The organism is Pediococcus stilesii, assembly GCF_001437075.1.
Classification (GTDB): Bacteria; Bacillota; Bacilli; order Lactobacillales; family Lactobacillaceae; genus Pediococcus; species Pediococcus stilesii.
Genome location: NZ_JQBX01000002.1, coordinates 117,957 through 142,860, shown reverse-complemented (window position 1 = coordinate 142,860; position 24,904 = coordinate 117,957). Strand labels below are relative to the sequence as shown.

Here is a 24,904-nt window from a genome sequence, read left to right as displayed (position 1 = left end):
TATCACACCAAATATTGTACAGCCGTATTAAAAAGGGAACCGCGGTGATATTTGCTTTCGCCGCGGTTCCCTTTTTGCACTCTGGACTCTAAAGTGAAGAAACGTTCAGATTTAGAGCGCTAAAGTTAGTTGGTTCGTAATAAAATGATCAATTAAATTTTCGGACTCAATTAACCATAAAGCACGATCAATCCGGTGCCAGTCTAGATTATGTCGTGAACATGCGGATGTAATCTCATTGCGAGCAAGGTCGCTGTATAAAGCCAATTTGGGCTTTTGGACTGTATGGAAAATTCCAATTTTAAATAATAGAGAAGCGATATGAGTATCAGTCGGTACAGGAACTTTTTCAAGATTTTGAAGTTCAGGATTGAACTTCAAATTGGCGATGCTACGGGTAAACATACCACCAATTTTATCGCCATATCCGCGAAATGTCTTAATTAAATTGAACAAGGCGAATCCGTCATTCGTTGAAGTAAACACGTTAATTGGCTCGCCGTCAAATTCGTCCTTCAGACGTTGGGAGTTTGCGTACCAGTTTTCGGCCGCGACCGAAGGATAACGAACGCCAAGTTGTTTTACAATGTGGGCTTCAACAAAGTCGGTGTCTTTAGTTGTAATGTAATTGGCGTCAAAATATTCAGGGTGAGAATGGTAAAGCTCCTTTGCTCGGTTGTATAAAAGATCCGATTTAACGCCATGATCGTTATTCGTTATAAAAAACATGAATCGCGCATGTTCTTTAGACCGGAGCTTGATTTTAGCTGGAATCCGATTGATAATTCGTTGCTGCATTAAACCGTCTAATGCTGAATCATGATGAAGCTCGCGATCAATTAACAAAACAAGCTTGTCCAGCATTTTTCGATGAATAACGAGTGTTTTATCTTCAATTGAAGTCAAAACCGAATTGATTGCTAAAATAATTTTAGTGATGGGTTGATTAACATCAATGATGATGTGGCTTGAATCACTGAAGTCTGTTGAAAGCGTGCTTAGAATGAAGGTTAAGTCTGGAATTAGGGCCGACGATTCAGAAGAAACCGACGTTGGTGTGCGATTCCAAATGACAATTTGATTAGCTTCAAGTTCAGCTTTAATTATTGAATGTTGAACTTCAGAATGAAATTTATAAACGGATGGATCCTTGGATTGCTCCAGTTTTGAAATTATTCGTAATTTACGTTCGTCGTTGATACCATCAATGGCAATAAGCATATTGAACACCCCTTGAAAGTTGTTTTGTCTATATTCTATACTGATTTAAAAATAAGCACTAATTTAAAGCGTTTAATATTGTTGACGTTGACGTAACGTTAACTAATATAATGATTTTTAGGAGGTGGGGAGATGTATTCAATCAGTGAATTATCGGATTTATCGGGAGTGAGCACGCGGACGTTAAGGTATTACGATGAAATTAAAATATTAATGCCAGCTAGTCGTTCGGAGATGGGGATTCGGATGTACGATACTGAATCAGTTGATCGCTTGCAGCGGATTTTATTTTTTAAAACATTGGGAGTAGCTTTAAAACAAATTAAACGAATAATGCGGCAGCCCGTTGATGAACAGGTTCAAGAACTACAACGACATCAAAAAAAGGTTACGGAAAAAATTCAGGAATTGAATAATTTAAATCAAGCCATCTCAACTTCAATTAAAATGATGCAAGGAGAGATTGTAATGACAGATACTGAAAAATTTAGAAACTTTAAGGAACAGCAATTGGCTAAAAATGAAGTTCAATTTGGGAACGAAATTCGTGAAAAATACGGTGAGAATGCTGTTAAAAAATCCAACGCTAATTATTTAAATTTAACGGAGGACCAATTTCAAAAACTACAAGAGATTGAATCAGATCTTGGTACAAGGTTAAAAAAGGAATTGGAGCACGGGGGTGATTTGAAAAATCGAACTTACATCTTTAATGATCATCAACAGTGGCTAAAAGTAATGGCGGGTGATTTGTATACCAAAGAATATCACCATAATATTGGAATCATGTACCAAGAAGATCAACGTTTTTCAAAATATTATGATGATTTAGCCGATCAGGTGGGAGCAGGGATGCTTTTAAGTGAAATTATCTTGGAAAACACCAGATAAACATTGATTCTTTAAGAGAATAATTAGTGATAGCATGATAAAAGGGCTCGTGACACTTTTTGGTCACGAACCCTTTTATCATTTTTTGAATAGAATCATTCATGAATAGAAAACCATCCTTTTCCAATCAACTTCACAATATACATTCATTGGAATCGTCGAAGCAGATGTTAATACTTAAAAACTGGTCGATTTCCGGCATATCAGTTTTATTTTTTTAAGAAGAAACTTCCAACTAATCCGATGGCCCCAGTAAATATTAGGAAATAAAATGCGTAGTGGTAGCCAAGTAAGGTTGCAGCACTATTTGACAACTGGGCATTTCCAGCAGCTACTAAGGTGATTAGTGAAATCGATGCGGCAGTTGAAAATGATGCAAAAACTTGCTGGCCCATTGAATTGATGGCGTTTCCATCTGGAATTTTATCCATTGAGAGATCGTTAACTCCCGCGGTAACAAGTTGCATTAGCATTAGGGAAATCCCACCCATCCAAACCATATAGGTAACGGTCATTGCAAAAGTAGAGGTATTTGGCCCCATTAACGCAAAGGCGATTAGGGCACCAGTATAGACTCCAAAGCCAATTATCGATAATAGTTTGATACCAAATTTATCAAAAAGTAGCCCTGAAATGGGGGTGATTGCGCCCATGACTAACGCTCCGGGTAACATTATTAATCCAACGGTTAAAGCCGGAATGTGGAACGCATCCTGAAGATATAGCGGTAAAAGCAATTGAAGCCCCAGTAGAGCCATGCTTGCTAGACTGGTCAAGACGGTTGTCAACGTGAAAGTAAATGATCTAAAAACGGACATATCAAGCATCGGTGTCGTCAACCCTTTTTGACGGAGGATTAACAGCAATACACCAATTAAACCGATTAAAATGGCGGCACCACTAATCAGTTTGTCTCCGACAGCAACGGTAGAAAACCCATATAAAATTCCACCGAATCCAACCGTTGAATAGACAACGGAACGAATGTCTAGTTCGGGATTACTCGTTTTTAAGATTTTTCGCATGCCAAAAAATGCTAGGATCAATACGAGAACAGAAACTGGTAATAGAGCACCAAAAATATAATGCCAAGAATAGTGCATGACAATCCAGCCAGAGAGGGTTGGACCAAATGCTGGAGCTAAAGCAATGACAATCCCAGTTAGCCCCATGGCGAGCCCTCTTTTTTCAACCGGAAAAAACAGCAACATAATGTTACGCATGAAAGGCATGATGATGCCAACGGAAGCGGCCTGAATTAGGCGTCCAATTAGTAGAATTGCTAGCGACAAACGCAATGCTAGTGCCGATAATAAAAATTACTAAAGCAACAAGATAGAGATTGCGTGAATTAAATCGGTTAAGCAAAAATGCGGAAACGGGAACCATGATTCCCATTGTCAGCATGTAGCCCGTTGATAACCACTGGGCCGTTGCGGTGGTGATGGACAGACTGCGAGCGATATCAGCAAGCCCATTATTTAAAATGGTTTCTGTTAAAACGGTTAAAAATCCACCGATTAAAAGTGAAGCAATCAGTAGCCCGCGGTTGTATGGACGGCCATCGGCATCCAAGTTTTGATTTGATTTCATTTCTAAGCACTCCTATTTTTTAATGTATAAAAAGTAAGCATTAAATGACATGCAAAGAATATACTCTAAATTTAAATAGTTTACAATATAAATGACTTTATGAACATGAGAGCGGTTTTTTTAAAATTTCTCGGTTATAATCGACGCAGAAGGTGCTTTTTATATAGAGGGAGGAGTTTTATGACGGAGAAAATACCAAATCAAATTGAAATTATTGGTGCTAAGGTTAATAATTTGAAAAACGTTGATGTTAATATTCCCTTGAATAAGCTGGTGGCTATTTCGGGAAAAAGTGGTTCGGGGAAGTCATCGCTAGCAATGGGAGTTTTGTATTCCGAAGGGATGCGACGTTATGTAAGTTCTCTTTCGACCTACACTCGTCGAAGATTATCGCAAGTTCAGGAGACAGATGTGACGAGTATCAAGCATATTCCAAGTGCGATTGCCTTAAAACAACGTCCTGGAATTCCAGATGTACGTTCAACCGTTGGAACGGTGACCGAGGCATTAAATGTGTTACGGCTGATTTTTTCGAGATTAGGTTCACCGCGTTGTCCTAATGGTCATCAAATTCCACCGACACTAGAAATCGCTAAATCAATGGATTTACCGAATGATGGTGTTAGCCACATGGGAGAAATTAAGTGTCCAGTTTGTGGGGTGATTTTTAACGCCTTCTCGGCTGAAGATTTTGCGTTTAATTCGTATGGGGCATGTCCGACATGCGACGGAACGGGAATGACACGGCAAATTGACGCACGAAAGTTAATTCCAGATCCAAGTCTATCCATTAAAGATGGGGCGATTAACTCTTGGAAGGTGCCGGGGCGGGCATTTTTACCATACGTTGCGGAAGCCGCTGGAATTGATATTAATGTACCATTTAACAAATTATCCGCAGAGGATCAAAATTTTATTTTGCATGGAGAAGTAAAGGAATACGCAATTAATATCCCAACTAAAACGGGAAAAGTCTTCCATATGGATCACGCCAAATTTGAAAATGCCTACAATGCAATTGAGGATACATTAGCGAATACAAATAACCCTCGAACTATTAAAAGGTTAAATAAGTTCTACGTTTTTAGTACTTGCCCAACCTGTCATGGAAGTCGATTTAATCCAAAACTATTCACACAATTGCTTGTTGATCGAAACATTGCAGAAGTTTCAGACATGGAAATGGATCAACTGGTGAAGTTTATCCCACAAATTAGGACATGGTTACCGGATGATATGAATGAATTGGCGGATCGCTTACTCGTTGAATTATCTGAATTACTAACGCCGCTCATGAATTTAGGGCTGGACTACTTAACACTGAGCCGAGCAGGAAATACACTCTCTACTGGTGAACTTCAGCGAATTCAATTAAGTCGAACGTTACGAACTGAAACAACGGGGGTCCTATATGTGTTAGATGAACCTTCAATTGGATTGCATCCAGCCAATGTTGAAGGTTTAATTACGATCATGCGCGATTTAGTTAACCAAGGAAATTCAGTTGTCGTTGTTGATCATGATCCAGCAATTATTGCGGCCGCCGATCACGTAATTGAAATTGGACCGGACTCAGGAAATCGTGGGGGAGAGGTAATCACGCAAGGAAGCGTTGATGAACTTTTGAAAAATAAATATTCGCTAATCGCTCCCTTTATTAAAGGATCTGCGGATTTAATTCAACGTCCGATCAAAAATGACACGGAAAAAATATTTAAATCTGGAAAAATCGAACTTGGTATGCAGCACTATCACAATATTCAAAAACTTAATACTCAATTTCCGATTAATAAGTTTAGCGTAATTAGTGGATTTTCGGGTGCGGGAAAATCAACGTTACTCTTTGACGCATTGATTCCGGCACTGGCAGATCTAAAGAATCCACCTGAATTTGTTACAAAAATTAAATCTGGAAACATTAAACATGTTTATTCAATTGATGCGACGCCCATTGGTAAAAATATTCGTTCTACTTTGGCAACTTACACCAATATTTTGGACGAACTTAGGGAATTATTTGCAAAATTACCAGAAAGTATTGAAAAAAATTTTGATAAAAAATATTTTTCCTATAATCTCAAGGAAGGAGCGTGCCCGACGTGCAACGGAACAGGTGAAATTGGATTAGATATTCAATATTTACCAGAAATGCAGCAAGTCTGCCCAACATGTAACGGCGCTCGATATAACCATGATGTATTACAAATTAAATGGAATGGACGTAATATTGCCGATATTCTGAAGTTCAATGTAACTTCAGCAATTCCATTTTTTAAGCACCAACCTAAAATTTTAAAGACGCTCCAGGTACTTGAAGACATGGGGTTAGGATACTTACCATTAGGGGAAAGTACAGTAACACTATCTGGAGGTGAATCGCAGAGGTTACGGCTGTCTAAATATATTAAAACCTCGCAAAAGGGAACGCTCTTCGTCTTTGACGAACCTTCCATCGGGCTTCATCCGCTCGACGTCCAAGTACTACTACATGTAATTCAGAATTTAATTGAACAGGGTGGTACCGTAATTGCAATTGAGCATGATCTGGATATCATTGAGAATGCTGATTATGTAATTGACATGGGGCCAAGCGGTGGAAGTCATGGAGGGAAAATTATGGCACAAGGCTCCCCCAAAGAGGTTTCCGAAAGTAATAGCTTAACCGGTCGCTTCATTCGCGAACAACGAACGTTATTTAAAGTTGATGAAAAGTAGGAATGTTGCTATGATAATGGTAGATTAATACAGAAATCACCACCGGGTGGTAGGCATTTATAAAGCTCATTAGGTCAATGGAGAGCTTTATAGGTGCCTTTTTAATTTTTTTTAGGAGGAATTTATCAGATGACATGGTTTTATTTAGTAATAGCGGGTATTTTTGAGATGGTTTGGGCAACGATGATGAAATTGAGTCAGGGATTCAGCGTACTTTCATATAGTGTGGCAACAATAATCGGAATGATTTTTAGTTTTGGTTTCCTAGCAATGGCGCTTAAAAATATGCCAATGAGTTTAGCATATCCGATCTGGACGGGGATTGGAGCCGTTGGATCAATTATTATTGGCATAATCTTTTTTAAAGATCAGATTCCGGGTGTAACTTGGATATTTATTATTATGCTGATTATTGGGATTATCGGAATTAAAATGACAACGGGCCATTAAATGCACCGATGAGCGGATAGAAATTAACTATACCGCTTTTTTTATCGTTTCAAGACAAATCAATGTAAACGTTTACAATCGGGTGGTACAATCAAATCAACCTATGATATAGGCCAGAAGTAATTTAATTATTAATAAATTGGAGGTTGTACATCGTGGATTTTAAAACAAGCAATGCAGAAGGCCCAGTTGATTTTATTAATGTTTTTGACTTAGAAAAAATGGCCCAAAAGGTGATACCAAAGGGAGCGTTTGGATATATTGCTAGTGGTGCGGGAGATACATATACACTCCACGAAAATATTCGTTCGTTCAATCATAAATTAATTGTGCCGCACACATTGATGAACGTGGAAAACCCATCAACTAAGACGGTTTTTGATGGGGATGAATTGTCGTCGCCTTTGATCTTGGCTCCGGTTGCGGCGCACAAGCTGGCTAACGAAAAGGGTGAGGTCGCAAGTGCCAAGGGTGTCAGCGAATTTGGAACGATTTACACGATTAGTTCATATTCGACGGTTGATTTGCCAGAGGTAACCCAGGCATTAAATGGCAGCCCCGAATGGTTCCAATTTTATTTTAGTAAAGACAATGGAATTAATCGGCATATTATCGATCGTGTTAAGGAACAAGGCATTAAGGCGATTGTTTTGACTGCTGATGCAACGGTTGGCGGTAATCGAGAAGTTGATGCACGTAATAATTTTGTATTCCCGGTAAACATGCCAATTGTTCAAGAATATTTACCAGTTGGAGTTGGTAAATCAATGGATTACGTTTATAAATCAGCGAAGCAAAAATTATCACCAAAGGATGTTGAATTTATTGCGGAATATTCAGGATTACCAGTTTATGTAAAGGGACCACAGGCTAAAGAAGACGTTGATCGTGCTATTGATGCTGGCGCTGCTGGAATTTGGGTATCCAACCATGGCGGACGGCAGCTTGATGGTGGGCCGGCTGCTTTTGACTCGCTTCAAGAAGTTTCTAAGGCGGTTAATCATCGTGTTCCAATTGTATTTGATTCTGGTATTCGTCGTGGACAACATATTTTTAAAGCGCTCGCATCTGGTGCTGATTTGGTTGCATTAGGTCGTCCGGCAATTTATGGTCTGGCACTTGGCGGCAGCGAAGGTACTAGACAAGTGTTTGAAAAATTAAATGAAGAGCTCCGGTTAGTGATGCAACTGGCTGGAACACAAACAATTGAAGATGTTAAAAATTATCAACTTCGTGACAATCATTATGAATCTTCAGTTGGATATGATTTAAATGATTTGAAATTGTTTTAAGTTGGTAGTTTAATCAACGCGGTTGAAATTTTAAGGGTGAATCATTATGGAATATAGTTTTACGACAAAACTAATTGCCGAGTTCTTGGGAACCGCAATTCTTGTACTGCTGGGAAACGGGTCGGTAGCAAACGTTGAATTAAAAGGGACAAAGGGAAATGGTAGTGACTGGCTAGTAATTGCTGTCGGTTATGGATGTGGGGTTATGGTGCCGGCGCTGATGTTTGGAACAATTTCTGGTGCCCAGATTAATCCAGCTTTTACGATTGGACTTGCCTTTTCAGGAATGTTTGCCTGGTCACAGGTTATGCCATTTATTGTTGTTCAAATGCTTGGTGCAATATTTGGTCAATTAGTAGTTTATATGGCGTATAAGCCACACTACGATTTAACAACGAATGCCGAGTCCATCTTAGGAACTTTCAGTACGATTGATGCGTCCCATAGCCGATTTAATGGTTTTGTGAATGAATTTGTGGGTTCTTTTCTCCTATTTTTTGGTGCGGTTTCATTAACAACGGCACCGTACTTTAAAGAAAATATGAGTACCGTATTTGTTGCGTTAGGATTCTTAGTAGCAACTTTGGTAGCTTCGCTGGGTGGACCAACGGGACCAGCTTTAAATCCGGCTCGTGATCTCGGACCACGGATTGTTCACGCGTTATTACCAATTAAACATAAAGGCTCTTCACAATGGGATTACGCGTATATTCCAGTACTAGCACCGATCTTGGCGAGTATTTGTGCGGTAGCTTTATATAAAGTGCTATTTTTATAATTTAATTAAAAATGCCATCTAAGTTGGTTCTGAAGTTCAGAAAACCGTCAGGGAGGCATTTTTTATATATTCTTTTCTAAAATGACTTTGTAAAGTACAGTGCGGATCGTAATTTCTAATTGTGAAAATGAATCTACCGGCTTCCCAAAGTTATGTAACTCATGGTTGAACTTCAAAACGAACCGATTGAAGTAATCTTGAATGCCATCATTGACCATCATTTTTTTGACGCTATCTAGGGTGAAAGTCGTCTTTAAAATACTAACAATCATGATTGTAGCAACGTGTTCTGCAGTATATTTCTTTTTAATGGGTCGTTGAACTAATTCCATTTTTACATAGCTATTAATCATGGTTTTAGTGACTTTAGTATCAAAAATAGGGGTTAAATATTTATTAGTTTCTTGAATAACTTGATCCATGTATAACTCTAAATCAGGAAATTGCTCAAAAGTTGGTAAACTTAATTTTTTAAAATCAGATAGCCAGTTATCATATTCTTTTTCTGTCATCGCGTAATCCTCCATCAACATCATATCATAATTTTTATTTAAGTTGATTGACGATCTCCTTTACGTAGAATTTAATTCTATGTATAATGGGTGAAACAACTAGATCGGGGGGGTCAAGATGACAAAGATAAATCGAAGTCAGCTCATATATGAAATATGGAACGCCGCTTCGCATGGAGTCGCATTTTTGGGAAGTCTTATTTTAGTTGTTTTATTAGTCTTGAAAGGTGTTACTGATGGACTGTCAGGAATTGATTTAACTAGCTTGATCATTTATGGGGTCACCCTATTAATGCTTTATTTAGCGTCAACGCTGTTCCACTGCCTAACATTCACCAAATTTAGAAGAATATTTCAAATTTTTGATCATAGCAATATCTTTCTATTGATTGCGGGAACATACACACCGTACTGTATCATCTTTTTAAATCGATTAAGCGGGACTTTAATGTTAAGTGCAATATGGAGTATGGCAGTTATTGGAATTATCACGCACATTCTGAGTAAGGGCCGTTTTCAGAAGATCGAAACGAGTATTTACGTTATCATGGGGTGGCTTTGTTTATTAGCAGGTAAATCACTGTATGAAAATCTATCGTTAACTGGCTTTTGGTTATTAGTTGCTGGTGGGGTCGTCTTTACCGTTGGTGCAGTGATTTATAGTTTTCCTAAAATTCCCGGATTGCATTTAATTTGGCATTTTTTTGTAATGGCGGGAACGGCTTTAATGTTTGTTTCAATCTATCTAAATATTTAAAAATGTGATTACAAAAAAGGCAATCTCTAGGTGATGCACTAGGGATTGCCTTTTAAAAATGAAATTTATTGAACGGTAACATCGCCATCAGCGCTGTTAAACTCGTATAAAGTGGTGCGGTTTCCTTGATCGTAGTACGACGTATTTTTATCAAAAATACGTGGTGTTCCGTCGCTGGTGTTAATTCGAATTGAAAGATCATTACGGCCCTTCAGTGATGCGTCAATATCGCCATCGCTAGTTGTAGCAGTAATTTTATCAATCACATTTGGTTGAGAGAATTTAATATTGCCATCGGAAGATGAAACCTTTGAATTTTTAAGAGTGGTTTCTTTAATTGAAACATCACCATCTTTTGTTGAAATTGCCGACGTTTCAGATTTAAATTCAGAATCATTGACGTTGATGTCACCATTATTTGTATTAGCAATCAGCGATGGAGCTTGAATGTTGTTTAAATTTAAGTTAGATTCTCCACCCAGTTTGAGGGCATCCTTTACTTCGATTGAAGAAAGATCAACATTGCCGTCTGAGCTGATATTAAGTTGATTGAACTTCAATCCAGTGATTTTGATTCCTCCGTGTGCATTACCAGAAAAAGCATTCAGTTCTGCATTTTTAGGAACGTAGATTGTTATATTGGGATTGAAATCATCGTTAAAGAAAAATCCAATGGAAGAGCTACCTGTTGAGCCGGTCACCGAAACTTGATGTTTCTTAGCGTTATATGAAACCTTGTTGTAGTCACGGTAACTGACTTTAAAATCCGAACCGTCATAATTTTTAACTTCAACGTAGTCAGAAGTATTTAAATCCAAATTCTGAACATCTTTAAAAGTTTTAGTTAGTGTCTTTTCATCGCGGACTTTAAATCCGCCGTCTTGCCAAGTTACGTCCTTATTACCTTTATGCGTATATCCCAATCCCATTAAAATGGCCCCAATGATTGCGATAACAAAGCCAGCTATAAACGTCTTTTTCATTTGTGATCCCCCCGTTTTTCCGCCTTATTTGCATGAACGACTTTTGAGTACAACCATTTGAAGAAGATTGATAGCCAATGAATAATTAATTCCACGATCCATTTAATGACCGGAATGATAATCATATATCCACCAATGATTAATAGTCCGATTCCAATATAATAAAGTGCAGTCCATAATGAAGCAGAAAGTAACGTAAAGCCGATAAAAATGCTAACAATGGCTGCCAATAAAACGGCAATCAGTGATAGCGCAACACCAAAGAGAATGGCTACGAAGGAGACAACAATAGCTAGAATCACGAAAAATATCACGATTGCGATTGGAATTGTAATCGGAGTTGAAAAAATAGCCAAAATAATTAGCCAAATGGTTTTAACGTCACGCTTTGACTTGGTGGCAGTTGGCTCTGGCTCAGGTTGCTCGCTAGCTCTGATCGAATAATCAGCTAAAATCTTACGCGCGACTTGCCTAGGCGTGCCTAGCTCACTTACTGCCTGTTTGTAGGTGGTTAAGTTACTGTCCTCAAGGTATTCTAAGTAAAACTGAAGTACATCCGTTTGTTCTTCCGCCGTTAGTGGAGATAAATATGTTTTTAATTCGTCAACAAATTCGTTCATTTAATCGCCCCCCGCAATTAATTTATCAATTTGAGATTTAAATTCAATCCATTCTGTTGTAACTTCATTTAGTCTAGCGCGTCCCTCGCGCGTGATTCGATAATACCGTCGATTCCGGCCTTGAAACGGTTCATCATAGGTAGACAGAAAGTTATTTTTTTTCAAACGGCGCAATACTGGATACATCGTCGATTCTGAAATAGGGATATCTTCCTGAACCTTTTGAGTTAGCGCATATCCGTAGTAGTCACCATTGCTTAAAATTCCAAGCACACAGCCATCCAACAGTTCCGTGGGCATTTGAATTGCCATATAACCACCTCCACAATACTGTGTGTCATATAATATTACTTTTTATATTATAGATACCAATCGATAAGATGTCAAAGTTTAACTTTAATTTTTTTAAATATTCAAAGTGAGCCGTGAATGTTTGACGAATGGCTAACATAATATTATTATATAGTAGTACTATGTATAACAATGTACTGATTGAAAGGGATGATAATTTTGAAAGAAATGACGGAGTTGCTAAAAGGGGTTCTAGAAGGCGTAGTTTTACAAGTAATTAAAAGTAAGAAAGAGACTTATGGCTACGAAATAACGAATTATCTGACTACAATTGGATTTGAAGATATTGTTGAAGGTACTGTGTATACGGTTTTAATCCGTTTAGAGAAGAGAAATTTGGTCGAAATTGAAAAAAGAAAATCCGATTTGGGTCCGGCCCGAAAATTTTATCGTTTAAATGAAAATGGTGAGAGTTATTTACAAGACTTTTGGAAAAAATGGGGCTTTTTGGTCGACCAGCTAACTAAAATCAAAAAAATGTAATTATCGCCAAAGATTGAATTTTTACAGATAAAACTAAAAACCGCTTATGGATAGCAGGGACGCTTGACGCGTAAAGCCCATTGTCTATTCCATAAGCGGTTTTTGTTATTTAGATTTTTTGAGGTGTTTATTGATTGATTTTCCAACGGTTTCACTAGTTGATTGCTGGCTATCTTCCAAAAAAGTTTTTTGGTCAGTGATTATACCATCTGCAAAGGCTGCAACGTCACTACCAGTAATATTTAAAACGTCCTTGTTAGATGAAGCCGCATCTTCGAAGATATTCAATATTTCATCTAAGTCATCAATTAGGTCTATGGGAGCCACCTTAATTAAATATTTTTGAATTTCCTTATAAACAAAATGATAATCTTCGGGAAGTTGTTTTGAACGCTTTTGTAAGCTTAGCCATTGGGCTTTAGCAGCGAGGGTCTTTTTTAAATTCATTGATTTTCTCCTTATTTTAGTAATTTTTTAGCAACGGCATTATTTAATTGCTGGCGGAGCTTATCGCGATAACTCTTTGCTCCTTCAGCGCTTGTCACTGATGCAACGAAGACGTCAAGATCATCACCAACAATCTCTTGAATTGATAATCCATCACTGAAGCCTTCTTCGAAAAGGTTAAGAATTCCATCAAGAATGGGCATTAGATTTCGACCAGTTAAATTACTGTATTGCCATATTTCAGAATTGATTTTATTCCAAGCATCTTGATATTCGGTAGGCAGCACACTAAGGCGTTTGTTGAATTCCTTTTGTTGCCTAGTCATATCATTACCGGTAATTTTATCGTAAAAGTTCATTGTAATTCCTCCTTGATTAGCACGAATATTTTTAAATGTTAACGAAAACTTGTTGATAGCGTTTAAATGAAAAATAAGAGAACACCAAGAGTAAACCAAGTAACCAACCGATTGATAATAAAGTTGAATTAGCACTAAAAGTGAATGAACCGTTTAAAAGAGCCTTCGTGGTTGCTACAATCGGTGTCATTGGCTGATTTTCAGCAAAAAAACGAATCGGTTTTGCCATTCCGGCAACCGGAATAAAAGCGGGACTAATAAAAAGTAAAAAAATCAAAAGATAAGAAAAAGACCCAGCGCCGTTGAAATCTTTAGCTGTTAATGAAAATGGAATTGCCACAACGGTAATTACAATGGCAAACACGACAATTAATAATAAAAATAATCCTAAGTCCGTCAGGCTTGCTTGGGGACGATACCCCAAAATAATCCCAGTGATCAAAACTGTAATAACGGATATTAGCATGAAGATGGTTGAAGCTAAGATATGTGCTCCTAAAATTACCCATCGTTTAGTTGGCATAGATAACAGGCGGGTCATGAAGCCCTTTACTTTATCGTTATTAATTCGCAGAGCGGTGTACGCTGACCCCATCGCCATTGCCATCAGTAAAAATCCAGGAAGCGCGTATGCCAAGTAAGCGGAACGGCCCGTAGAAACACCGTGAACTAAAATACTATCACCCATCACGTACACGAAGAATAATAACATAAAAATTGGTGTAAGCACGGTTGTGATTATCGTATCGGAACTGGTTAAATTTTGTTTAACGATTCTTGAAGTTAATGTAGATAATTGTTTAATTGTATTCATAATTTTATTCCTCCGGATCTTCAGTTGTAGCGTTTAGAAAGACCTCTTCTAGCGTCAAATCAATTGGAGTAGTCTCATTAATCATGATATCGGCTGTCAGTAAGGTTTTTAACGCTAGTTGTAGGTTGGCCTCATCAAGCTCAATTGCTTGTTCGTGAATATTAAAATTGATGCCCTTTGCAGCGAGCGCCTGAGAAGCAAGTTTTATGGAAGCTTGAGGGACCATAATTTGTTGGCGATGGTGGGCCTGCTGTTTTAGTTGCTGAGGGGTACCAATTAGTGAGATTTTACCGTCGTGAATAAATGCAATTCGATCAGACAAACGGTCGGCTTCATCAAGATATTGAGTTGTTAGAAAAATCGTTTTACCTTGGTCACGGAGTTCTTTAATAATCTTCCAAATCTCAAGCCGGTTCTTGGGATCTACACCGGTTGAAGGCTCGTCTAAGAACAGAAGATCCGTATCAGCCGAAAGGGAAGCCGCAATATCAAGCCTTCTCTTCATCCCGCCGGAATAGGTACTAACTTTGTTATTAATAAATTCCGTTAAATTAAGGCTAGTAGAGACGGAATCAATTCGACCTTTAATATTTGTAATTCCAAGCAGTTTGGCAATTAATCTCAGATTCTGATAACCTGTGAATTCATCGTCTAGGGTTATTGACTGGCTGTTAAGACTAATTAGGTGTCGAATTTGATCGGGATCCTGCTGTAGGTCGTGATCAAAAACTTTTGCAAAGCCGCCCGAAGGTTTTGAAAGTGTGGTAAGAATGTTAATTAAAGTTGATTTACCTGCACCATTTTCACCAAGAAGAGTGAAAATTTCGCCTTTTTTTACTGAAAAGGAAATCCCTTTTAATACTTGTTGCTTGCCAAAGCTTTTAGTAATACCGTTAGTTTCAATTACGTTCATATTTTTTCCTCCCGTGTTGAATAAGGATGATTAATCATTGTTTTATTGTACCTTGTATAACAAAGTACCACTACATAATAATGCAAAGTAGATAATTGGTCAACTACTTTGTGTTATTAAGTAGCAAAAAAAGCAAAAAAAAAACGATTCAATATTGAATCGTTTTTAACGAGATGATCGATCTTCGATACCTCAAAATTATTTTAAAATGCGTTGGACATCGCGGACGATCATTAGTTCCTCATTAGTTGGGACTACGAGTACTTTTACGGGAGCGGCAGCTTTACTAATAATCTGTTCTTTACCTCGAACATCGTTTTGAATTGGATCGATTTCAACACCAAAGTAGGCGAGTTGATCGGCAATTCGTTCACGCATTAAGATTCCATTTTCGCCAGAACCGGCGGTAAAAACTAAGGCGTCTAAGCCACCAAGCTCAGCGACGTAGCTTCCAATGAAGCGAACGACACGATTGACAAACATTTCTAATGCTAACCGGGCACGGGGATTAACATCTTCCGAATTCTCCAAATCACGTTGATCTGGAGAAAGTCCAGAAATTCCAAGCAGTCCCGATTTTTGATTGAGAATGTCAGTAATATCGCTGACGCTTAGTTTTAGCTTACGGGCTAGAAAATCAACGAGGGAGGCATCAATGTCGCCTGAACGGGTGCCCATCATTACTCCACCAAGTGGCGTAAAGCCCATTGAAGTATCGACGACGTTTCCGTGGTCAAAGGCCGTAATTGACGATCCAGAGCCTAAATGACAGGTAATAATTTTCAAATCCGATAAATCTTTTCCAAGAAGCTCTGCGGCTCGTTTCGAAACGTAGCGATGACTAGTTCCGTGTGCGCCATATTTGCGAATCCCCAAGTCAGTATAGTATTCGTAGGGAATCGGATAAAGGTAGTTAACCTTGGGCATCTCTGAGTACAATGAAGTATCAAAGACCGCAACCTGTTGAGCATCCGGAAGCAACTGCTTGAAGATTTCAATGTAGCGTGCCTGGATTGGATTATGTAGCGGAGCGTAATCCGCCAGTTGTTTAATGTGTTCTAAGGCTTGGTCATCGATGAAAGCTGAGTCTTTAAAATACTCTCCACCAGCAACCACGCGGTGCCCAATGCCGGTTATTTCATGTAAATGTTTTACAACTTTAAAATCCTTTAAATATTCTAGGACCATTGTAGCTGCTAAATCGTACGTGATGTTGTCTTTGACAACTTTGTGTTTGTCATGCCCAGGACGTTTGCCGGTAAAAACAGAGTTAGGGAGATTGATTCGGTCAATTAGGCCACTCGCAATCACCTTTTCGTCCGGCATTTCAAATAATTTCCACTTTAAGGTTGAGCTTCCGGCATTAATGACTAGTTCTTTTATCATAAATCTTTCCTCACTAACATTAGGTATTTTAAATTTATGTATCCGCTTACAATTATAAACGAATAACGGAAAAATACCTATCCGTCAATGATTGTTTTAGCGTTCATGAATTCTCGAATTCCGAGATCACTAAGTTCACGGCCATACCCAGAAAGTTTAACACCGCCGAATGGTAGATTAGCGTGTGAAGTAAGCAATTGATTAATGGCAACTTGGCCGGTTTCAATGCTCGAAGCAATCTTTTCGGCACGATTTAAGTCGCCGCCAAAGACGGTTCCACCAAGTCCATGTTGTGAATCATTGGCAATTTTTAAGATTTCCTCGTCATCTTTTGCTTTATAAATTTGGGCGATAGGTCCGAATAGTTCTTGGTCATACATCGGATTATCGGGTTCCATGCCGCTAATAATGAGGGGATGGAAGTTAGCTCCAGGACCTTCAAAAGGCGTATTGTCACCCCAAATTAGTTGTGCACCGCCAGCGATGGCCATATTAACTTGTTGCTGAAGCTTTTCTTGGGCAGCTTTTGAAGAAAGCGGTGCTAAGGTAGTGTCGGGCTCCATTGGGTCACCGATTTTACGGGCGGCAAAATTGGCTTTTAGACCTTCCAAAAATTCATCATAGACGTCTTCTTGGACGATAAATCTTTTTGCTGCGGTACATACTTGTCCGGCGTTACCTAGTCGAGCGTTTGCGCCAACTTCAACTGCTTTTTTGATATCGGCATCGTTTAAAACGACAAATACATCGGTTCCACCGAGCTCCATTGTTGTCTTTTTCAAGTTAGCGCCGGCTTCAGCGGCAATTTTTTTACCAGCATTTTCAGAACCAGTCAATGCTACTCCTTGGACACGTGGATCCTTGATAATTGAATTAACTTGCTCGTAGTCGATAAATAGATTCTTGAAAGCGCCAGTCGGAAAGCCGACCTTCAAAGTTGCATCCTCAAAGGCTTGAGCGCAGTCGGGCGTGATGCTGGGATCTTTTAAAATGACCGGATTTCCGGCAATAAAGTTCGGTGCAAAGACGCGCATGATTTGAGTATAAGGAAAATTCCAAGGTTCAATCATCATGATGGCCCCAGTCGAATGGTATTCGACATGGGCATTGATCCCCTCGGCATCATTATACGGTACATCCGCCAGTGCCTTGGCCCCATTTTTTGCATAATATTCTGCAAATTCGGCGTTCTTTTCTACTTCGATTTGGGATTCCTTAAACAATTTACCCATGTTAGTTGTCACCAATTCGGCGTAGAGATCAAGGTTCTTACGAAATTCCTCCGCTAGTTCCTGTAATTTTTGTTCGCGACGTTCAATTGGTTGAGTTTTAGCAAAATGGTAAAAAGTATCTGCATTTTGTAAAGCAACCTCAATTTCCTGATCGGTGGTGCTTTTATATGTTTGAATTAATCTTCCGGTATACGGGTTTACTGATTGGTATGCCATGAGAAACCTCTCCCCTCTAAATGTTATAGTTCTATTGTGCAAAAGAATGCGCTTTCATTCAAGTAAAAACGTTTTTATTAATAATAATATAACGAAATCGTCATCTGATTTTTATTTTATGCCATTATTGGTATAGTCCGAAAAAGATAATTTAGTTAAATTTGCAAATTTTGACAACCTAGGGTACACTTCAAACTGAAAACTGAATAGATTTCTTCGGGGCAGGGTGTAATTCCCGACCGACGGTAACAACAAGGCGTTTAAGTTGAAGTCCGTGACCCGCGTAATGCGGTTGACCCAGTGCAAGTCTGGGACCGACAGTTAAAGTCTGGATGGGAGAAGAAAAGATATTTGAATTTTGTACTCTTTTTTGTATGCGTTTTTAAACGGATACACTCGCATGGAGTCTTATTTAGCTATCAAATCATGCCCCGCACGGTTCTTTGTGTGGGGTTTTTTTCGTGGGGTGATTTTGATTAGTGATCAAAAATTTATGAATATAGCTTTTGAAGAAGCAAGAAAAGGGACCGGTCGAACATGGAAAAATCCACTGGTTGGTGCGGTTATCGTCAAAAATGATCGAATCCTTTCTGTGGGATACCATCATCAGTTTGGACAAGAACATGCCGAAATAAATGCATTAGGTGGATTAGCTGACGTTGCACTAGCACAGGGAGCAACGATGTACGTAACGTTAGAACCATGTAGCCATTTTGGTAAAACACCACCGTGCGCCAATCGATTAGTGGAAGTAGGGATTCGGCGCGTTGTCATTGGACAAATGGATCCGAACCCCATCGTTGCTGGCAAAGGAATTGCTATTTTAAAAAATGCTGGGGTCGAAGTTAAAGTGCTGAATCAAACTGGAAAAATTAACGATAAATATAATTTCTTTTACCAGAACGGGCGTCCATTTTTGACGATTAAGTATGCGATGACGCTAGACGGAAAAATTAACCAAAATCAAGGAAAGCGAAGCGTTGTTTCGGATAAAGAAAGCTATCATGACGCACAAAAATTAAGGGGTCAGAATCAGGCAATTTTGATTGGTGAAAACACTCTTAGTGTTGATAATCCAATGTTGACTGTTCGAGATCAAAAACCGATTTTTGAACCATTGAAAGTTCTTCTGGTTAATAGCGCTGATAAGTTGAACGCGAAGAGTGTTATTTTCAATACTCAATCGGACATTTTAATTCTTAGTCGAACAGTTACCAATAAAAAATGGCCGAAGAATGTCGAAGTCGTAGTCGACAGCGAATGGTCACCCAAATTAATTGTCAAATTGCTAACTAAGCGGGGGATTCAGTCACTTTTAATTGAGGGTGGCAGCCATGTACACGCCATTTTTATGGCAAGCCAGTTGGTTGATGAAATTGATGTTTACGTTGCACCTATAATTTTTGGCGGAGGTGGACTCCCGGCAGTTTGGGATAATAATGCCCTTCAAATACCGGATTACCAATTGAGTTCAAAGGTTAATTTGGGGCAGGATATTAAATTTACATTGAGGAGAAAATGATGTTTACAGGAATCATTAAAAAAGTTGGAAGAGTTAAAACGATCGATCGAACAAAAGATGCTTCAAAGCTAAGTATAATCACAGATTTAACTAAAGAAATTAATAGTAAAGTTGGCGATAGTATCGCAGTTAATGGGATTTGCTTAACCATTACGAAAATTATGCCAACCGGTTTTGAAGTGGACGTGATGCCTGAAACGACGCGAAGAACCAATTTAGGATTAGTTCAAGCGGAAGGTGAAGTCAATTTGGAACCCGCAATACTACCAACAGATCGAATGGATGGACACTTTGTACTAGGACATGTTGACACAACGGCGCGTGTGTCAAAAGTGGTGAATGATCAAAATTCAGTTGTATTGACGTTTGAAACGAAACCGAAATGGCGGAGGTACATTGTTGAAAAAGGGTCAGTGGCGATCGATGGTGTTAGTTTGACGGTTTCTGGCGTTGAAAAGAACCATTTCAGTGTTAGTTTGATTCCATTTACGATGCAGGAAACGGTTTTGGGGAATCTTGATATTGGTAGCGTGGTAAATATCGAAACCGATATATTGGGAAAATACGTTTTAGACGGGGAGCGAGCGGAAAATGATTAAAGACAAAACTATTATTGAAAAAGTTGAAAATGCAATTGAAGTGATGAAAAAGGGCGAATTAATTATTGTTGCTGATGATGAGCAACGCGAGGGCGAAGGGGACATGGTCGGCTTTGCAGAATACGCAACTCCTAAGGCTGTAAATACAATGGTCACCCATGCCCGCGGTTTACTATGTGTGCCGGTCAGCTCAGAAATCGCTAATAAATTGGGCTTTGCCTTGATGACAACTAACTCAGCCGACGCATTTGGCACTTCGTTTGCGATTAGTACAGATGCTAAAACAACAAAAACCGGAATCTCCGCGTTTGATCGGGCAAAAACAATTCGAGAAATTGCGAATCCAAATGCAACCTTTGACGATTTTTATCATCCAGGACATATTTTTCCCTTAATTGCTAAAGATGGTGGGGTACTTGAACGTGATGGACACACTGAGGCGGCCATTGATTTAACAAGAATTGCGGGCGTCCATTCGGTAGCATATATAACAGAAATCTTGAAACGTGATGGCACGATGGCACGCCGTAAAACCCTAAAGTCCCTGGCGGAAGGGATGCAGATGCCCATGCTGACAATCCAGGAAATTAAATTATACCGTTTGATGAAAGATCATAATATTGTTCAAAGTATTGCCAAAGTTAAGTTACCAACCAAGTACGGTGATTTTATGTTGGAGGCGTTTAAAACCGATGATGAAAAAGAGCCAACGTTGCTGATAACGAAGGGAGATATCAGCACCCAAAATCCGCTATTACTAAGAATCCATTCTGAATGTTTGACGGGTGATATTTTTGGTTCGGAGCGGTGTGACTGTGGCGAGCAGCTGGAAGCTTCCCTGAAATTAATCGAAGAAAACGGAGCGGGTGCGGTCTTATATCTTAGACAGGAAGGCCGAGGAATCGGCTTAGCAAACAAGTTGAAAGCCTACCAATTGCAAGAAGAGGGTCTAGATACCGTCGAAGCCAATCTTGAACTCGGCTTTGAACCGGACGAGCGAAACTACGGGATTGCGGCCGCTATTTTGAGGCAAAAGGGAGTGACTAACGTTGATATATTAACGAATAACCCCGATAAAATTAATCAATTAGAACACTTTGGTATTAATATTCACAGTAGGATCCCAATTGAAATGGTACCAAGAGATACCAATCATGAATATTTAAAGATAAAAAAAGAGAAAATGAATCACATATTGAAAGAGGTAGATTAAATGATTGAAAAAATAGGAAATTTTGATGGAAATAATAAAAAAATTGGGATTGTCGTTGCGAAATTTAACGATTTGGTGACCAAAAAACTCCTGGACGGCGCGATTCAAACCCTCGTACAAAACGGGGTGAGTGATGACAACATTGCAGTTTATTGGGTGCCAGGGGCTTTTGAAATTCCACGAATAACACGAAAATTAAGTGAAACTGGCGATTTAGACGGAATTATTGCCCTCGGAGCTGTAGTTCGAGGAGAAACCTCACACTACGACTATGTTTGCGCGCAGGTATCAAATGGAATTGCGGAAGTTACGCTTGATGGCAATATTCCAGTAATGTTCGGTATCTTGACTACGGATAATATGGATCAGGCATTAAATCGAGCCGGTGGTAAAGCTGGAAATAAAGGTAGCGAGTGCGCAAGTGGAGTGCTCGAAATGATTAATTTGGAAGAGACCATACAAAATAACTAGTAATTTAATGATCATATAAAAAAGTGAAAAAGTCGGAATAGCTTACATTGAAGCGACTTTTTCACTTTTTTAATTTAAGGCTTGGATTAATTTTGCCGCTACTGCACGAGCAGAAAAGGGATTTTGGCCGGTAATTAAGTGGCCGTCCTGAATTGCAAATGTACTGTAAGCGCGTTTTTTAACGAAGGTGGCTCCATGACTCTTAGCAACCGGCCGATTTAAAAATGGAACAACTGACTTTTTGCCAGCAATAATTTCTTCGGCGGTTGTAAAACCAGTAATTTTTTTACCAGAGATTAGGTAGTTATCATTGTCATCTTTAATTTTTAATAAACCAGCGACGCCATGGCAAACAGAGGTGATATATCCTGAATGATTGTAAATGGATAATGCAATTTTTTGAAGTTCAGGATTATTTGGGAAGTCCCACATTACTCCATGACCACCAGTGTAATAGATTGCTGAATAGTCATCAGGATTCACATCTTGAGGCGATAATGAGTTTGCCAAAGCACGTTTTTTGAAATCAGTGGTTTCGTAGAATTTCATGATGGAGTCATCAACATATTTCATGCTGCGCGGATCAAGCGGAACAAAACCACCTTTAGGACTGACATAATCTATCGCATACCCGGCCTTTTGTATCTCCTCGGCAAATTCAGTGGCTTCACCAAGCCAAAGTCCGGTGGCATCATGCGTGTTGGCGTAATGGGAAACGTTGGTTAATACGATTAAAATTTTTTTCATGAATTATTGCTCCTTATCGATGATATCGGATACATGGGTTAATAATTGTCGTAACTGTTCAATTTCAGAAATATTGTGTGACAGATAATAGTAATTTTTAGTTCCTTCACGGCGAAAATCAACGAGATGGGCTTGCTTGAGGATCTTTAAATGATGTGAAATCGCTGGACGAGATAAGTCAGTTACTTCAGTTAAGTCATTCACACGAAGACCATTACAAGCATTGTCTTCAAGCAAGGCGATAATAATGGCTTGGCGAGTTTCATCACCAATGGCGATTAGAAATTCACTAAGATTGGCAAATTCATTTTTCAGTTGTTCAAGATTTTTCATGAAGATTGCTCCTTTTGGTTCTTATTTTTAAACCATTAAACCATCAAGAAAATGAAATGTCAAATATATGATTTATATATAAGATTTTCCCGATTGAGTTGATAGATTTTATTGGAATAAAAGATTAAAATACAGTCAACAAGGAGTTCTTAAAGGAGTGTGTCGAAACTATGAGTGACGTGAAAAATAAGCGGAAATGGTATGCCACGTCGGACGCAGCAACGGTTTTACAGCAACTGCAATCGACAGAGCAGGGATTGACAACTCAGGAGGTGAAACAGCGCCTAGATATGCAACGTCATATGGGATTGATTCAGACCCCCAAAATCAATTGGCAACGATGCAAAACCAACAGATGTTTAACTTCTTTTGCGCAGATGTTCAAGTACGTGGCAAATATCCATCGTACACGAAGCGCTTATATCGGGACTTTAAAGTTGATGAATCACGGTTGGATATCTCAAAGGAAGATCTAAAGTGGATCAGCGATTATCCAGTGGATTACATCGGATTTAGTTATTACATGAGTAATGCAGTTGACGTAACGACCGTCGATCCAGAAAAAACTGGTGGGAACATGCTTGGTGGTGTTAAAAACCCATTTTTAGAAGAAAGTGAATGGGGTTGGCAAATTGATCCAACGGGTCTGCGAATTGGATTAAATGAACTTTATGACCGCTATCAAGTTCCATTGTTTGTAGTAGAAAACGGCCTCGGAGCAAAAGATCAAGTTGAAAAAGATGGAAGCATCAATGATGACTACCGAATTAGCTATTTGAAGAAGCATATCGAAGCGATTGAGGCAGCCGTAAATGAAGACGGAGTCGATTTAATTGGGTACACTCCTTTGGGGTTGCATTGACTTGGTCAGCGCATCTACGGGAGAAATGAGCAAACGTTATGGATTTATTTATGTTGACCTTGATGACGAAGGAAATGGCACGCTCGAGCGGAAAAAGAAAAAATCATTTTATTGGTATAAAAAGGTAATTGAAAGCAATGGCGATGATTTAACGGAGTGAAGGACAAGCAATGAGGGTTATTAAAGTATTTAATAATAATGTTATTCTTGCCCGAACGGATTCGAATCAAGAGTTGGTTTTGATGGGAAAAGGAATTGGGTTCCATAAAAAAATCAAAGACACCGTTGAAGAATCGAAAATTTACAAGCGGTTTGTACTGGATGAAACCACGAATAATTCGCAATTAGAACAGATCCTGGAAGACGTTCCAATGGAGGAGTTAAACACTTATCGTGATATTTTAGAAATTGCGCGAAAAAAATTAACCATCATATCATTACCAAATTTATTTATTACTTTAAGTGACCACCTGCATTACACGATTGAGCGTTATCGAGAGGGCGTAGTGATTGGAAATCCACTATTGTTTGAAATAAAGAAATTTTATACGGATGAATTTGAAGTTGGGTTACAAATGGCCGAAGTTATCAAAAAAGAACTTGATGTGGCGCTGCCGGAAGATGAAGTGGGGTTTATTGCACTACATTTGGTCAATGCGGAAGAAAAAACTGGCGACATGAATACAACGATTAAAGGGACACAGCTTGTAAAAAGTATTCTGAGCATTATTAGTAAATTTTTAGAAATTGAATATGATGAGAGCACGCTTAATTATCAACGCTTGGTAACCCACCTACAATTTTTCGTGCAGCGTTTTTTAAGCAATCAAAAGTCGGAAGATGGCGATGAGTTTTTATACAGTTTTGTGAAGGATAAGTATTCAGAATCATTTCGATGTATGCAACGAATTAATGAATTTTTACGAAACACCTACCAACGTCCAATGGATCTAAACGAAAAAATTTATCTGACCATTCATATTGAAAGAATTAGAGAATAATCATTTGGTAAGGTAAACTTACGTAAAAGTTGAGGCAAAGTAAAAAATTATGGGATGCGGCCATTTTGGGGATGGACGCATCTTTTTTCTTACGCTTAAACCACGTTTTCGAGTTTGATTCTCGCCGTTGGTCTGTGAATCAA

25 protein-coding genes, 2 pseudogenes and 1 riboswitch are annotated in these 24,904 nt (G+C 38.8%); of the genes and pseudogenes, 13 read left to right on the top strand and 14 right to left on the bottom strand.

What is annotated here, in order from left to right:
* Positions 1-111: 111 nt before the first annotated feature.
* Positions 112-1,221 carry a hypothetical protein gene (locus IV81_RS01570; protein WP_057801607.1) on the bottom strand — a complete coding sequence of 370 codons (1,110 nt, stop codon included), beginning with the start codon at positions 1,219-1,221 and terminating at the stop codon, positions 112-114.
* Between the two features lie 132 nt (positions 1,222-1,353).
* Here IV81_RS01570 and IV81_RS01565 point away from each other — a divergent pair, with 132 nt between their 5' ends.
* The gene (locus IV81_RS01565; protein WP_057801604.1) at positions 1,354-2,112 is read left to right on the top strand and encodes a MerR family transcriptional regulator; all 759 of its coding nucleotides are present in this window, start codon (positions 1,354-1,356) and stop codon (positions 2,110-2,112) included.
* 209 nt (positions 2,113-2,321) lie between these two features.
* Here IV81_RS01565 and IV81_RS01560 read toward each other — a convergent pair.
* Positions 2,322-3,705 (bottom strand): annotated as a pseudogene (locus IV81_RS01560) (DHA2 family efflux MFS transporter permease subunit).
* 180 nt (positions 3,706-3,885) lie between these two features.
* On the opposite strand from IV81_RS01560, the gene IV81_RS01550 reads away from it, so the two are divergent.
* The 4 genes from IV81_RS01550 to IV81_RS01535 all read left to right on the top strand — a co-directional run bounded on the left by IV81_RS01550 (position 3,886) and on the right by IV81_RS01535 (position 8,940).
* The gene (locus tag IV81_RS01550; RefSeq protein ID WP_057801597.1) at positions 3,886-6,420 is read left to right on the top strand and encodes an excinuclease ABC subunit UvrA; all 2,535 of its coding nucleotides are present in this window, start codon (positions 3,886-3,888) and stop codon (positions 6,418-6,420) included.
* 129 nt (positions 6,421-6,549) lie between these two features.
* Positions 6,550-6,870, top strand: coding sequence for a DMT family transporter (locus IV81_RS01545; protein ID WP_057801596.1), 321 nt, complete (start codon positions 6,550-6,552; stop codon positions 6,868-6,870).
* A gap of 155 nt (positions 6,871-7,025) precedes the next feature.
* Positions 7,026-8,162, top strand: coding sequence for an L-lactate oxidase (gene lctO, locus IV81_RS01540; protein ID WP_057801594.1), 1,137 nt, complete (start codon positions 7,026-7,028; stop codon positions 8,160-8,162).
* Between the two features lie 46 nt (positions 8,163-8,208).
* Positions 8,209-8,940: an MIP/aquaporin family protein gene (locus tag IV81_RS01535; protein ID WP_057801592.1), complete on the top strand. Its 732-nt coding sequence runs from the start codon at positions 8,209-8,211 to the stop codon at positions 8,938-8,940.
* 62 nt (positions 8,941-9,002) lie between these two features.
* On the opposite strand, the gene IV81_RS01530 is transcribed toward IV81_RS01535, so the two are convergent.
* The gene (locus IV81_RS01530; RefSeq protein WP_057801590.1) at positions 9,003-9,452 is read right to left on the bottom strand and encodes a DUF1836 domain-containing protein; all 450 of its coding nucleotides are present in this window, start codon (positions 9,450-9,452) and stop codon (positions 9,003-9,005) included.
* Between the two features lie 118 nt (positions 9,453-9,570).
* Here IV81_RS01530 and trhA point away from each other — a divergent pair, with 118 nt between their 5' ends.
* Complete coding sequence (trhA, locus tag IV81_RS01525) at positions 9,571-10,209, top strand: PAQR family membrane homeostasis protein TrhA (protein WP_057801588.1); 639 nt, start codon at positions 9,571-9,573, stop codon at positions 10,207-10,209.
* A 65-nt stretch (positions 10,210-10,274) separates the two neighbouring features.
* On the opposite strand, the gene IV81_RS01520 is transcribed toward trhA, so the two are convergent.
* The 3 genes from IV81_RS01520 to IV81_RS01510 are packed head-to-tail and all read right to left on the bottom strand — an operon-like array spanning position 10,275 to position 12,124.
* The gene (locus IV81_RS01520; RefSeq protein WP_057801586.1) at positions 10,275-11,192 is read right to left on the bottom strand and encodes a DUF4097 family beta strand repeat-containing protein; all 918 of its coding nucleotides are present in this window, start codon (positions 11,190-11,192) and stop codon (positions 10,275-10,277) included.
* Positions 11,189-11,812 (bottom strand): DUF1700 domain-containing protein, encoded by a 624-nt coding sequence (locus tag IV81_RS01515; RefSeq protein WP_057801584.1) that lies wholly within the window; start codon positions 11,810-11,812, stop codon positions 11,189-11,191. The genes IV81_RS01520 and IV81_RS01515 overlap by 4 nt, the downstream gene beginning before the upstream one ends.
* Complete coding sequence (locus tag IV81_RS01510; protein WP_057801582.1) at positions 11,813-12,124, bottom strand: PadR family transcriptional regulator; 312 nt, start codon at positions 12,122-12,124, stop codon at positions 11,813-11,815.
* A gap of 198 nt (positions 12,125-12,322) precedes the next feature.
* On the opposite strand from IV81_RS01510, the gene IV81_RS01505 reads away from it, so the two are divergent.
* Positions 12,323-12,646: a PadR family transcriptional regulator gene (locus IV81_RS01505; RefSeq protein WP_057801580.1), complete on the top strand. Its 324-nt coding sequence runs from the start codon at positions 12,323-12,325 to the stop codon at positions 12,644-12,646.
* Between the two features lie 105 nt (positions 12,647-12,751).
* Here IV81_RS01505 and IV81_RS01500 read toward each other — a convergent pair whose 3' ends face one another.
* From IV81_RS01500 to IV81_RS01475, 6 genes are all read right to left on the bottom strand, one after another.
* Positions 12,752-13,093 (bottom strand): DUF1048 domain-containing protein, encoded by a 342-nt coding sequence (locus IV81_RS01500; RefSeq protein ID WP_083484660.1) that lies wholly within the window; start codon positions 13,091-13,093, stop codon positions 12,752-12,754.
* 11 nt (positions 13,094-13,104) lie between these two features.
* Entirely contained in the window at positions 13,105-13,452 is a 348-nt protein-coding gene (locus tag IV81_RS01495) for a DUF1048 domain-containing protein (RefSeq protein ID WP_057801578.1), read from the bottom strand.
* Positions 13,453-13,483: 31 nt separating this feature from the next.
* Positions 13,484-14,266, bottom strand: a complete 783-nt coding sequence (locus IV81_RS01490) for an ABC transporter permease (RefSeq protein WP_057801575.1) — start codon at positions 14,264-14,266, stop codon at positions 13,484-13,486.
* A 4-nt stretch (positions 14,267-14,270) separates the two neighbouring features.
* Complete coding sequence (locus IV81_RS01485; RefSeq protein WP_057801573.1) at positions 14,271-15,179, bottom strand: ABC transporter ATP-binding protein; 909 nt, start codon at positions 15,177-15,179, stop codon at positions 14,271-14,273.
* Positions 15,180-15,377: 198 nt separating this feature from the next.
* Positions 15,378-16,565 (bottom strand): acetate/propionate family kinase, encoded by a 1,188-nt coding sequence (locus tag IV81_RS01480; RefSeq protein ID WP_057801570.1) that lies wholly within the window; start codon positions 16,563-16,565, stop codon positions 15,378-15,380.
* Positions 16,566-16,642: 77 nt separating this feature from the next.
* A complete protein-coding gene (locus tag IV81_RS01475; RefSeq protein ID WP_057801569.1) occupies positions 16,643-18,013 on the bottom strand; it encodes an NAD-dependent succinate-semialdehyde dehydrogenase in 1,371 nt (456 codons plus the stop codon).
* 208 nt (positions 18,014-18,221) lie between these two features.
* Positions 18,222-18,361, top strand: a riboswitch (FMN riboswitch).
* A 118-nt stretch (positions 18,362-18,479) separates the two neighbouring features.
* Between IV81_RS01475 and ribD the strand changes: the two genes are divergently transcribed.
* From ribD to ribH, 4 genes are read left to right on the top strand one after another with little or no spacing between them, the layout of a single operon-like run.
* Entirely contained in the window at positions 18,480-19,535 is a 1,056-nt protein-coding gene (ribD, locus tag IV81_RS01470) for a bifunctional diaminohydroxyphosphoribosylaminopyrimidine deaminase/5-amino-6-(5-phosphoribosylamino)uracil reductase RibD (RefSeq protein ID WP_236696806.1), read from the top strand.
* Positions 19,535-20,134 carry a riboflavin synthase gene (locus IV81_RS01465; RefSeq protein WP_057801566.1) on the top strand — a complete coding sequence of 200 codons (600 nt, stop codon included), beginning with the start codon at positions 19,535-19,537 and terminating at the stop codon, positions 20,132-20,134. The genes ribD and IV81_RS01465 overlap by 1 nt, the downstream gene beginning before the upstream one ends.
* Positions 20,127-21,347, top strand: a complete 1,221-nt coding sequence (ribA, locus tag IV81_RS01460) for a GTP cyclohydrolase II (protein WP_057801564.1) — start codon at positions 20,127-20,129, stop codon at positions 21,345-21,347. The genes IV81_RS01465 and ribA overlap by 8 nt, the downstream gene beginning before the upstream one ends.
* Positions 21,348-21,818 carry a 6,7-dimethyl-8-ribityllumazine synthase gene (gene ribH, locus IV81_RS01455; protein ID WP_057801562.1) on the top strand — a complete coding sequence of 157 codons (471 nt, stop codon included), beginning with the start codon at positions 21,348-21,350 and terminating at the stop codon, positions 21,816-21,818. It begins immediately after the preceding gene.
* Positions 21,819-21,887: 69 nt separating this feature from the next.
* Here ribH and IV81_RS01450 read toward each other — a convergent pair whose 3' ends face one another.
* Together IV81_RS01450 and IV81_RS01445 are read right to left on the bottom strand one after the other, a co-directional pair.
* Entirely contained in the window at positions 21,888-22,565 is a 678-nt protein-coding gene (locus tag IV81_RS01450; protein WP_057801559.1) for a type 1 glutamine amidotransferase domain-containing protein, read from the bottom strand.
* Positions 22,566-22,568: 3 nt separating this feature from the next.
* Positions 22,569-22,898: an ArsR/SmtB family transcription factor gene (locus tag IV81_RS01445; RefSeq protein WP_057801556.1), complete on the bottom strand. Its 330-nt coding sequence runs from the start codon at positions 22,896-22,898 to the stop codon at positions 22,569-22,571.
* A gap of 289 nt (positions 22,899-23,187) precedes the next feature.
* Here IV81_RS01445 and IV81_RS01440 point away from each other — a divergent pair.
* Positions 23,188-23,920, top strand: a pseudogene (locus IV81_RS01440) (glycoside hydrolase family 1 protein); the annotation flags it as partial.
* Positions 23,921-23,930: 10 nt separating this feature from the next.
* Entirely contained in the window at positions 23,931-24,761 is an 831-nt protein-coding gene (licT, locus tag IV81_RS01435) for a BglG family transcription antiterminator LicT (RefSeq protein WP_057801554.1), read from the top strand.
* The last annotated feature ends 143 nt before the right edge of the window (positions 24,762-24,904 follow it).

Excerpts from the sequence above, each read along its gene's own strand:
- IV81_RS01545 (WP_057801596.1), top strand. The coding sequence starts at position 6,550 with ATGACATGGTTTTATTTAGTAATAGCGGGTATTTTTGAGATGGTTTGG.
- IV81_RS01490 (WP_057801575.1), bottom strand. The coding sequence starts at position 14,266 with ATGAATACAATTAAACAATTATCTACATTAACTTCAAGAATCGTTAAA.
- IV81_RS01475 (WP_057801569.1), bottom strand. The coding sequence starts at position 18,013 with ATGGCATACCAATCAGTAAACCCGTATACCGGAAGATTAATTCAAACA.
- IV81_RS01515 (WP_057801584.1), bottom strand. The coding sequence starts at position 11,812 with ATGAACGAATTTGTTGACGAATTAAAAACATATTTATCTCCACTAACG.
- IV81_RS01465 (WP_057801566.1), top strand. The coding sequence starts at position 19,535 with ATGTTTACAGGAATCATTAAAAAAGTTGGAAGAGTTAAAACGATCGAT.
- IV81_RS01550 (WP_057801597.1), top strand. The coding sequence starts at position 3,886 with ATGACGGAGAAAATACCAAATCAAATTGAAATTATTGGTGCTAAGGTT.
- ribH (WP_057801562.1), top strand. The coding sequence starts at position 21,348 with ATGATTGAAAAAATAGGAAATTTTGATGGAAATAATAAAAAAATTGGG.
- ribA (WP_057801564.1), top strand. The coding sequence starts at position 20,127 with ATGATTAAAGACAAAACTATTATTGAAAAAGTTGAAAATGCAATTGAA.
- IV81_RS01510 (WP_057801582.1), bottom strand. The coding sequence starts at position 12,124 with ATGGCAATTCAAATGCCCACGGAACTGTTGGATGGCTGTGTGCTTGGA.
- IV81_RS01495 (WP_057801578.1), bottom strand. The coding sequence starts at position 13,452 with ATGAACTTTTACGATAAAATTACCGGTAATGATATGACTAGGCAACAA.
- IV81_RS01520 (WP_057801586.1), bottom strand. The coding sequence starts at position 11,192 with ATGAAAAAGACGTTTATAGCTGGCTTTGTTATCGCAATCATTGGGGCC.
- IV81_RS01500 (WP_083484660.1), bottom strand. The coding sequence starts at position 13,093 with ATGAATTTAAAAAAGACCCTCGCTGCTAAAGCCCAATGGCTAAGCTTA.
- IV81_RS01480 (WP_057801570.1), bottom strand. The coding sequence starts at position 16,565 with ATGATAAAAGAACTAGTCATTAATGCCGGAAGCTCAACCTTAAAGTGG.
- IV81_RS01530 (WP_057801590.1), bottom strand. The coding sequence starts at position 9,452 with ATGACAGAAAAAGAATATGATAACTGGCTATCTGATTTTAAAAAATTA.
- trhA (WP_057801588.1), top strand. The coding sequence starts at position 9,571 with ATGACAAAGATAAATCGAAGTCAGCTCATATATGAAATATGGAACGCC.
- IV81_RS01535 (WP_057801592.1), top strand. The coding sequence starts at position 8,209 with ATGGAATATAGTTTTACGACAAAACTAATTGCCGAGTTCTTGGGAACC.
- IV81_RS01485 (WP_057801573.1), bottom strand. The coding sequence starts at position 15,179 with ATGAACGTAATTGAAACTAACGGTATTACTAAAAGCTTTGGCAAGCAA.
- licT (WP_057801554.1), top strand. The coding sequence starts at position 23,931 with ATGAGGGTTATTAAAGTATTTAATAATAATGTTATTCTTGCCCGAACG.
- IV81_RS01445 (WP_057801556.1), bottom strand. The coding sequence starts at position 22,898 with ATGAAAAATCTTGAACAACTGAAAAATGAATTTGCCAATCTTAGTGAA.
- IV81_RS01450 (WP_057801559.1), bottom strand. The coding sequence starts at position 22,565 with ATGAAAAAAATTTTAATCGTATTAACCAACGTTTCCCATTACGCCAAC.
- IV81_RS01565 (WP_057801604.1), top strand. The coding sequence starts at position 1,354 with ATGTATTCAATCAGTGAATTATCGGATTTATCGGGAGTGAGCACGCGG.
- IV81_RS01570 (WP_057801607.1), bottom strand. The coding sequence starts at position 1,221 with ATGCTTATTGCCATTGATGGTATCAACGACGAACGTAAATTACGAATA.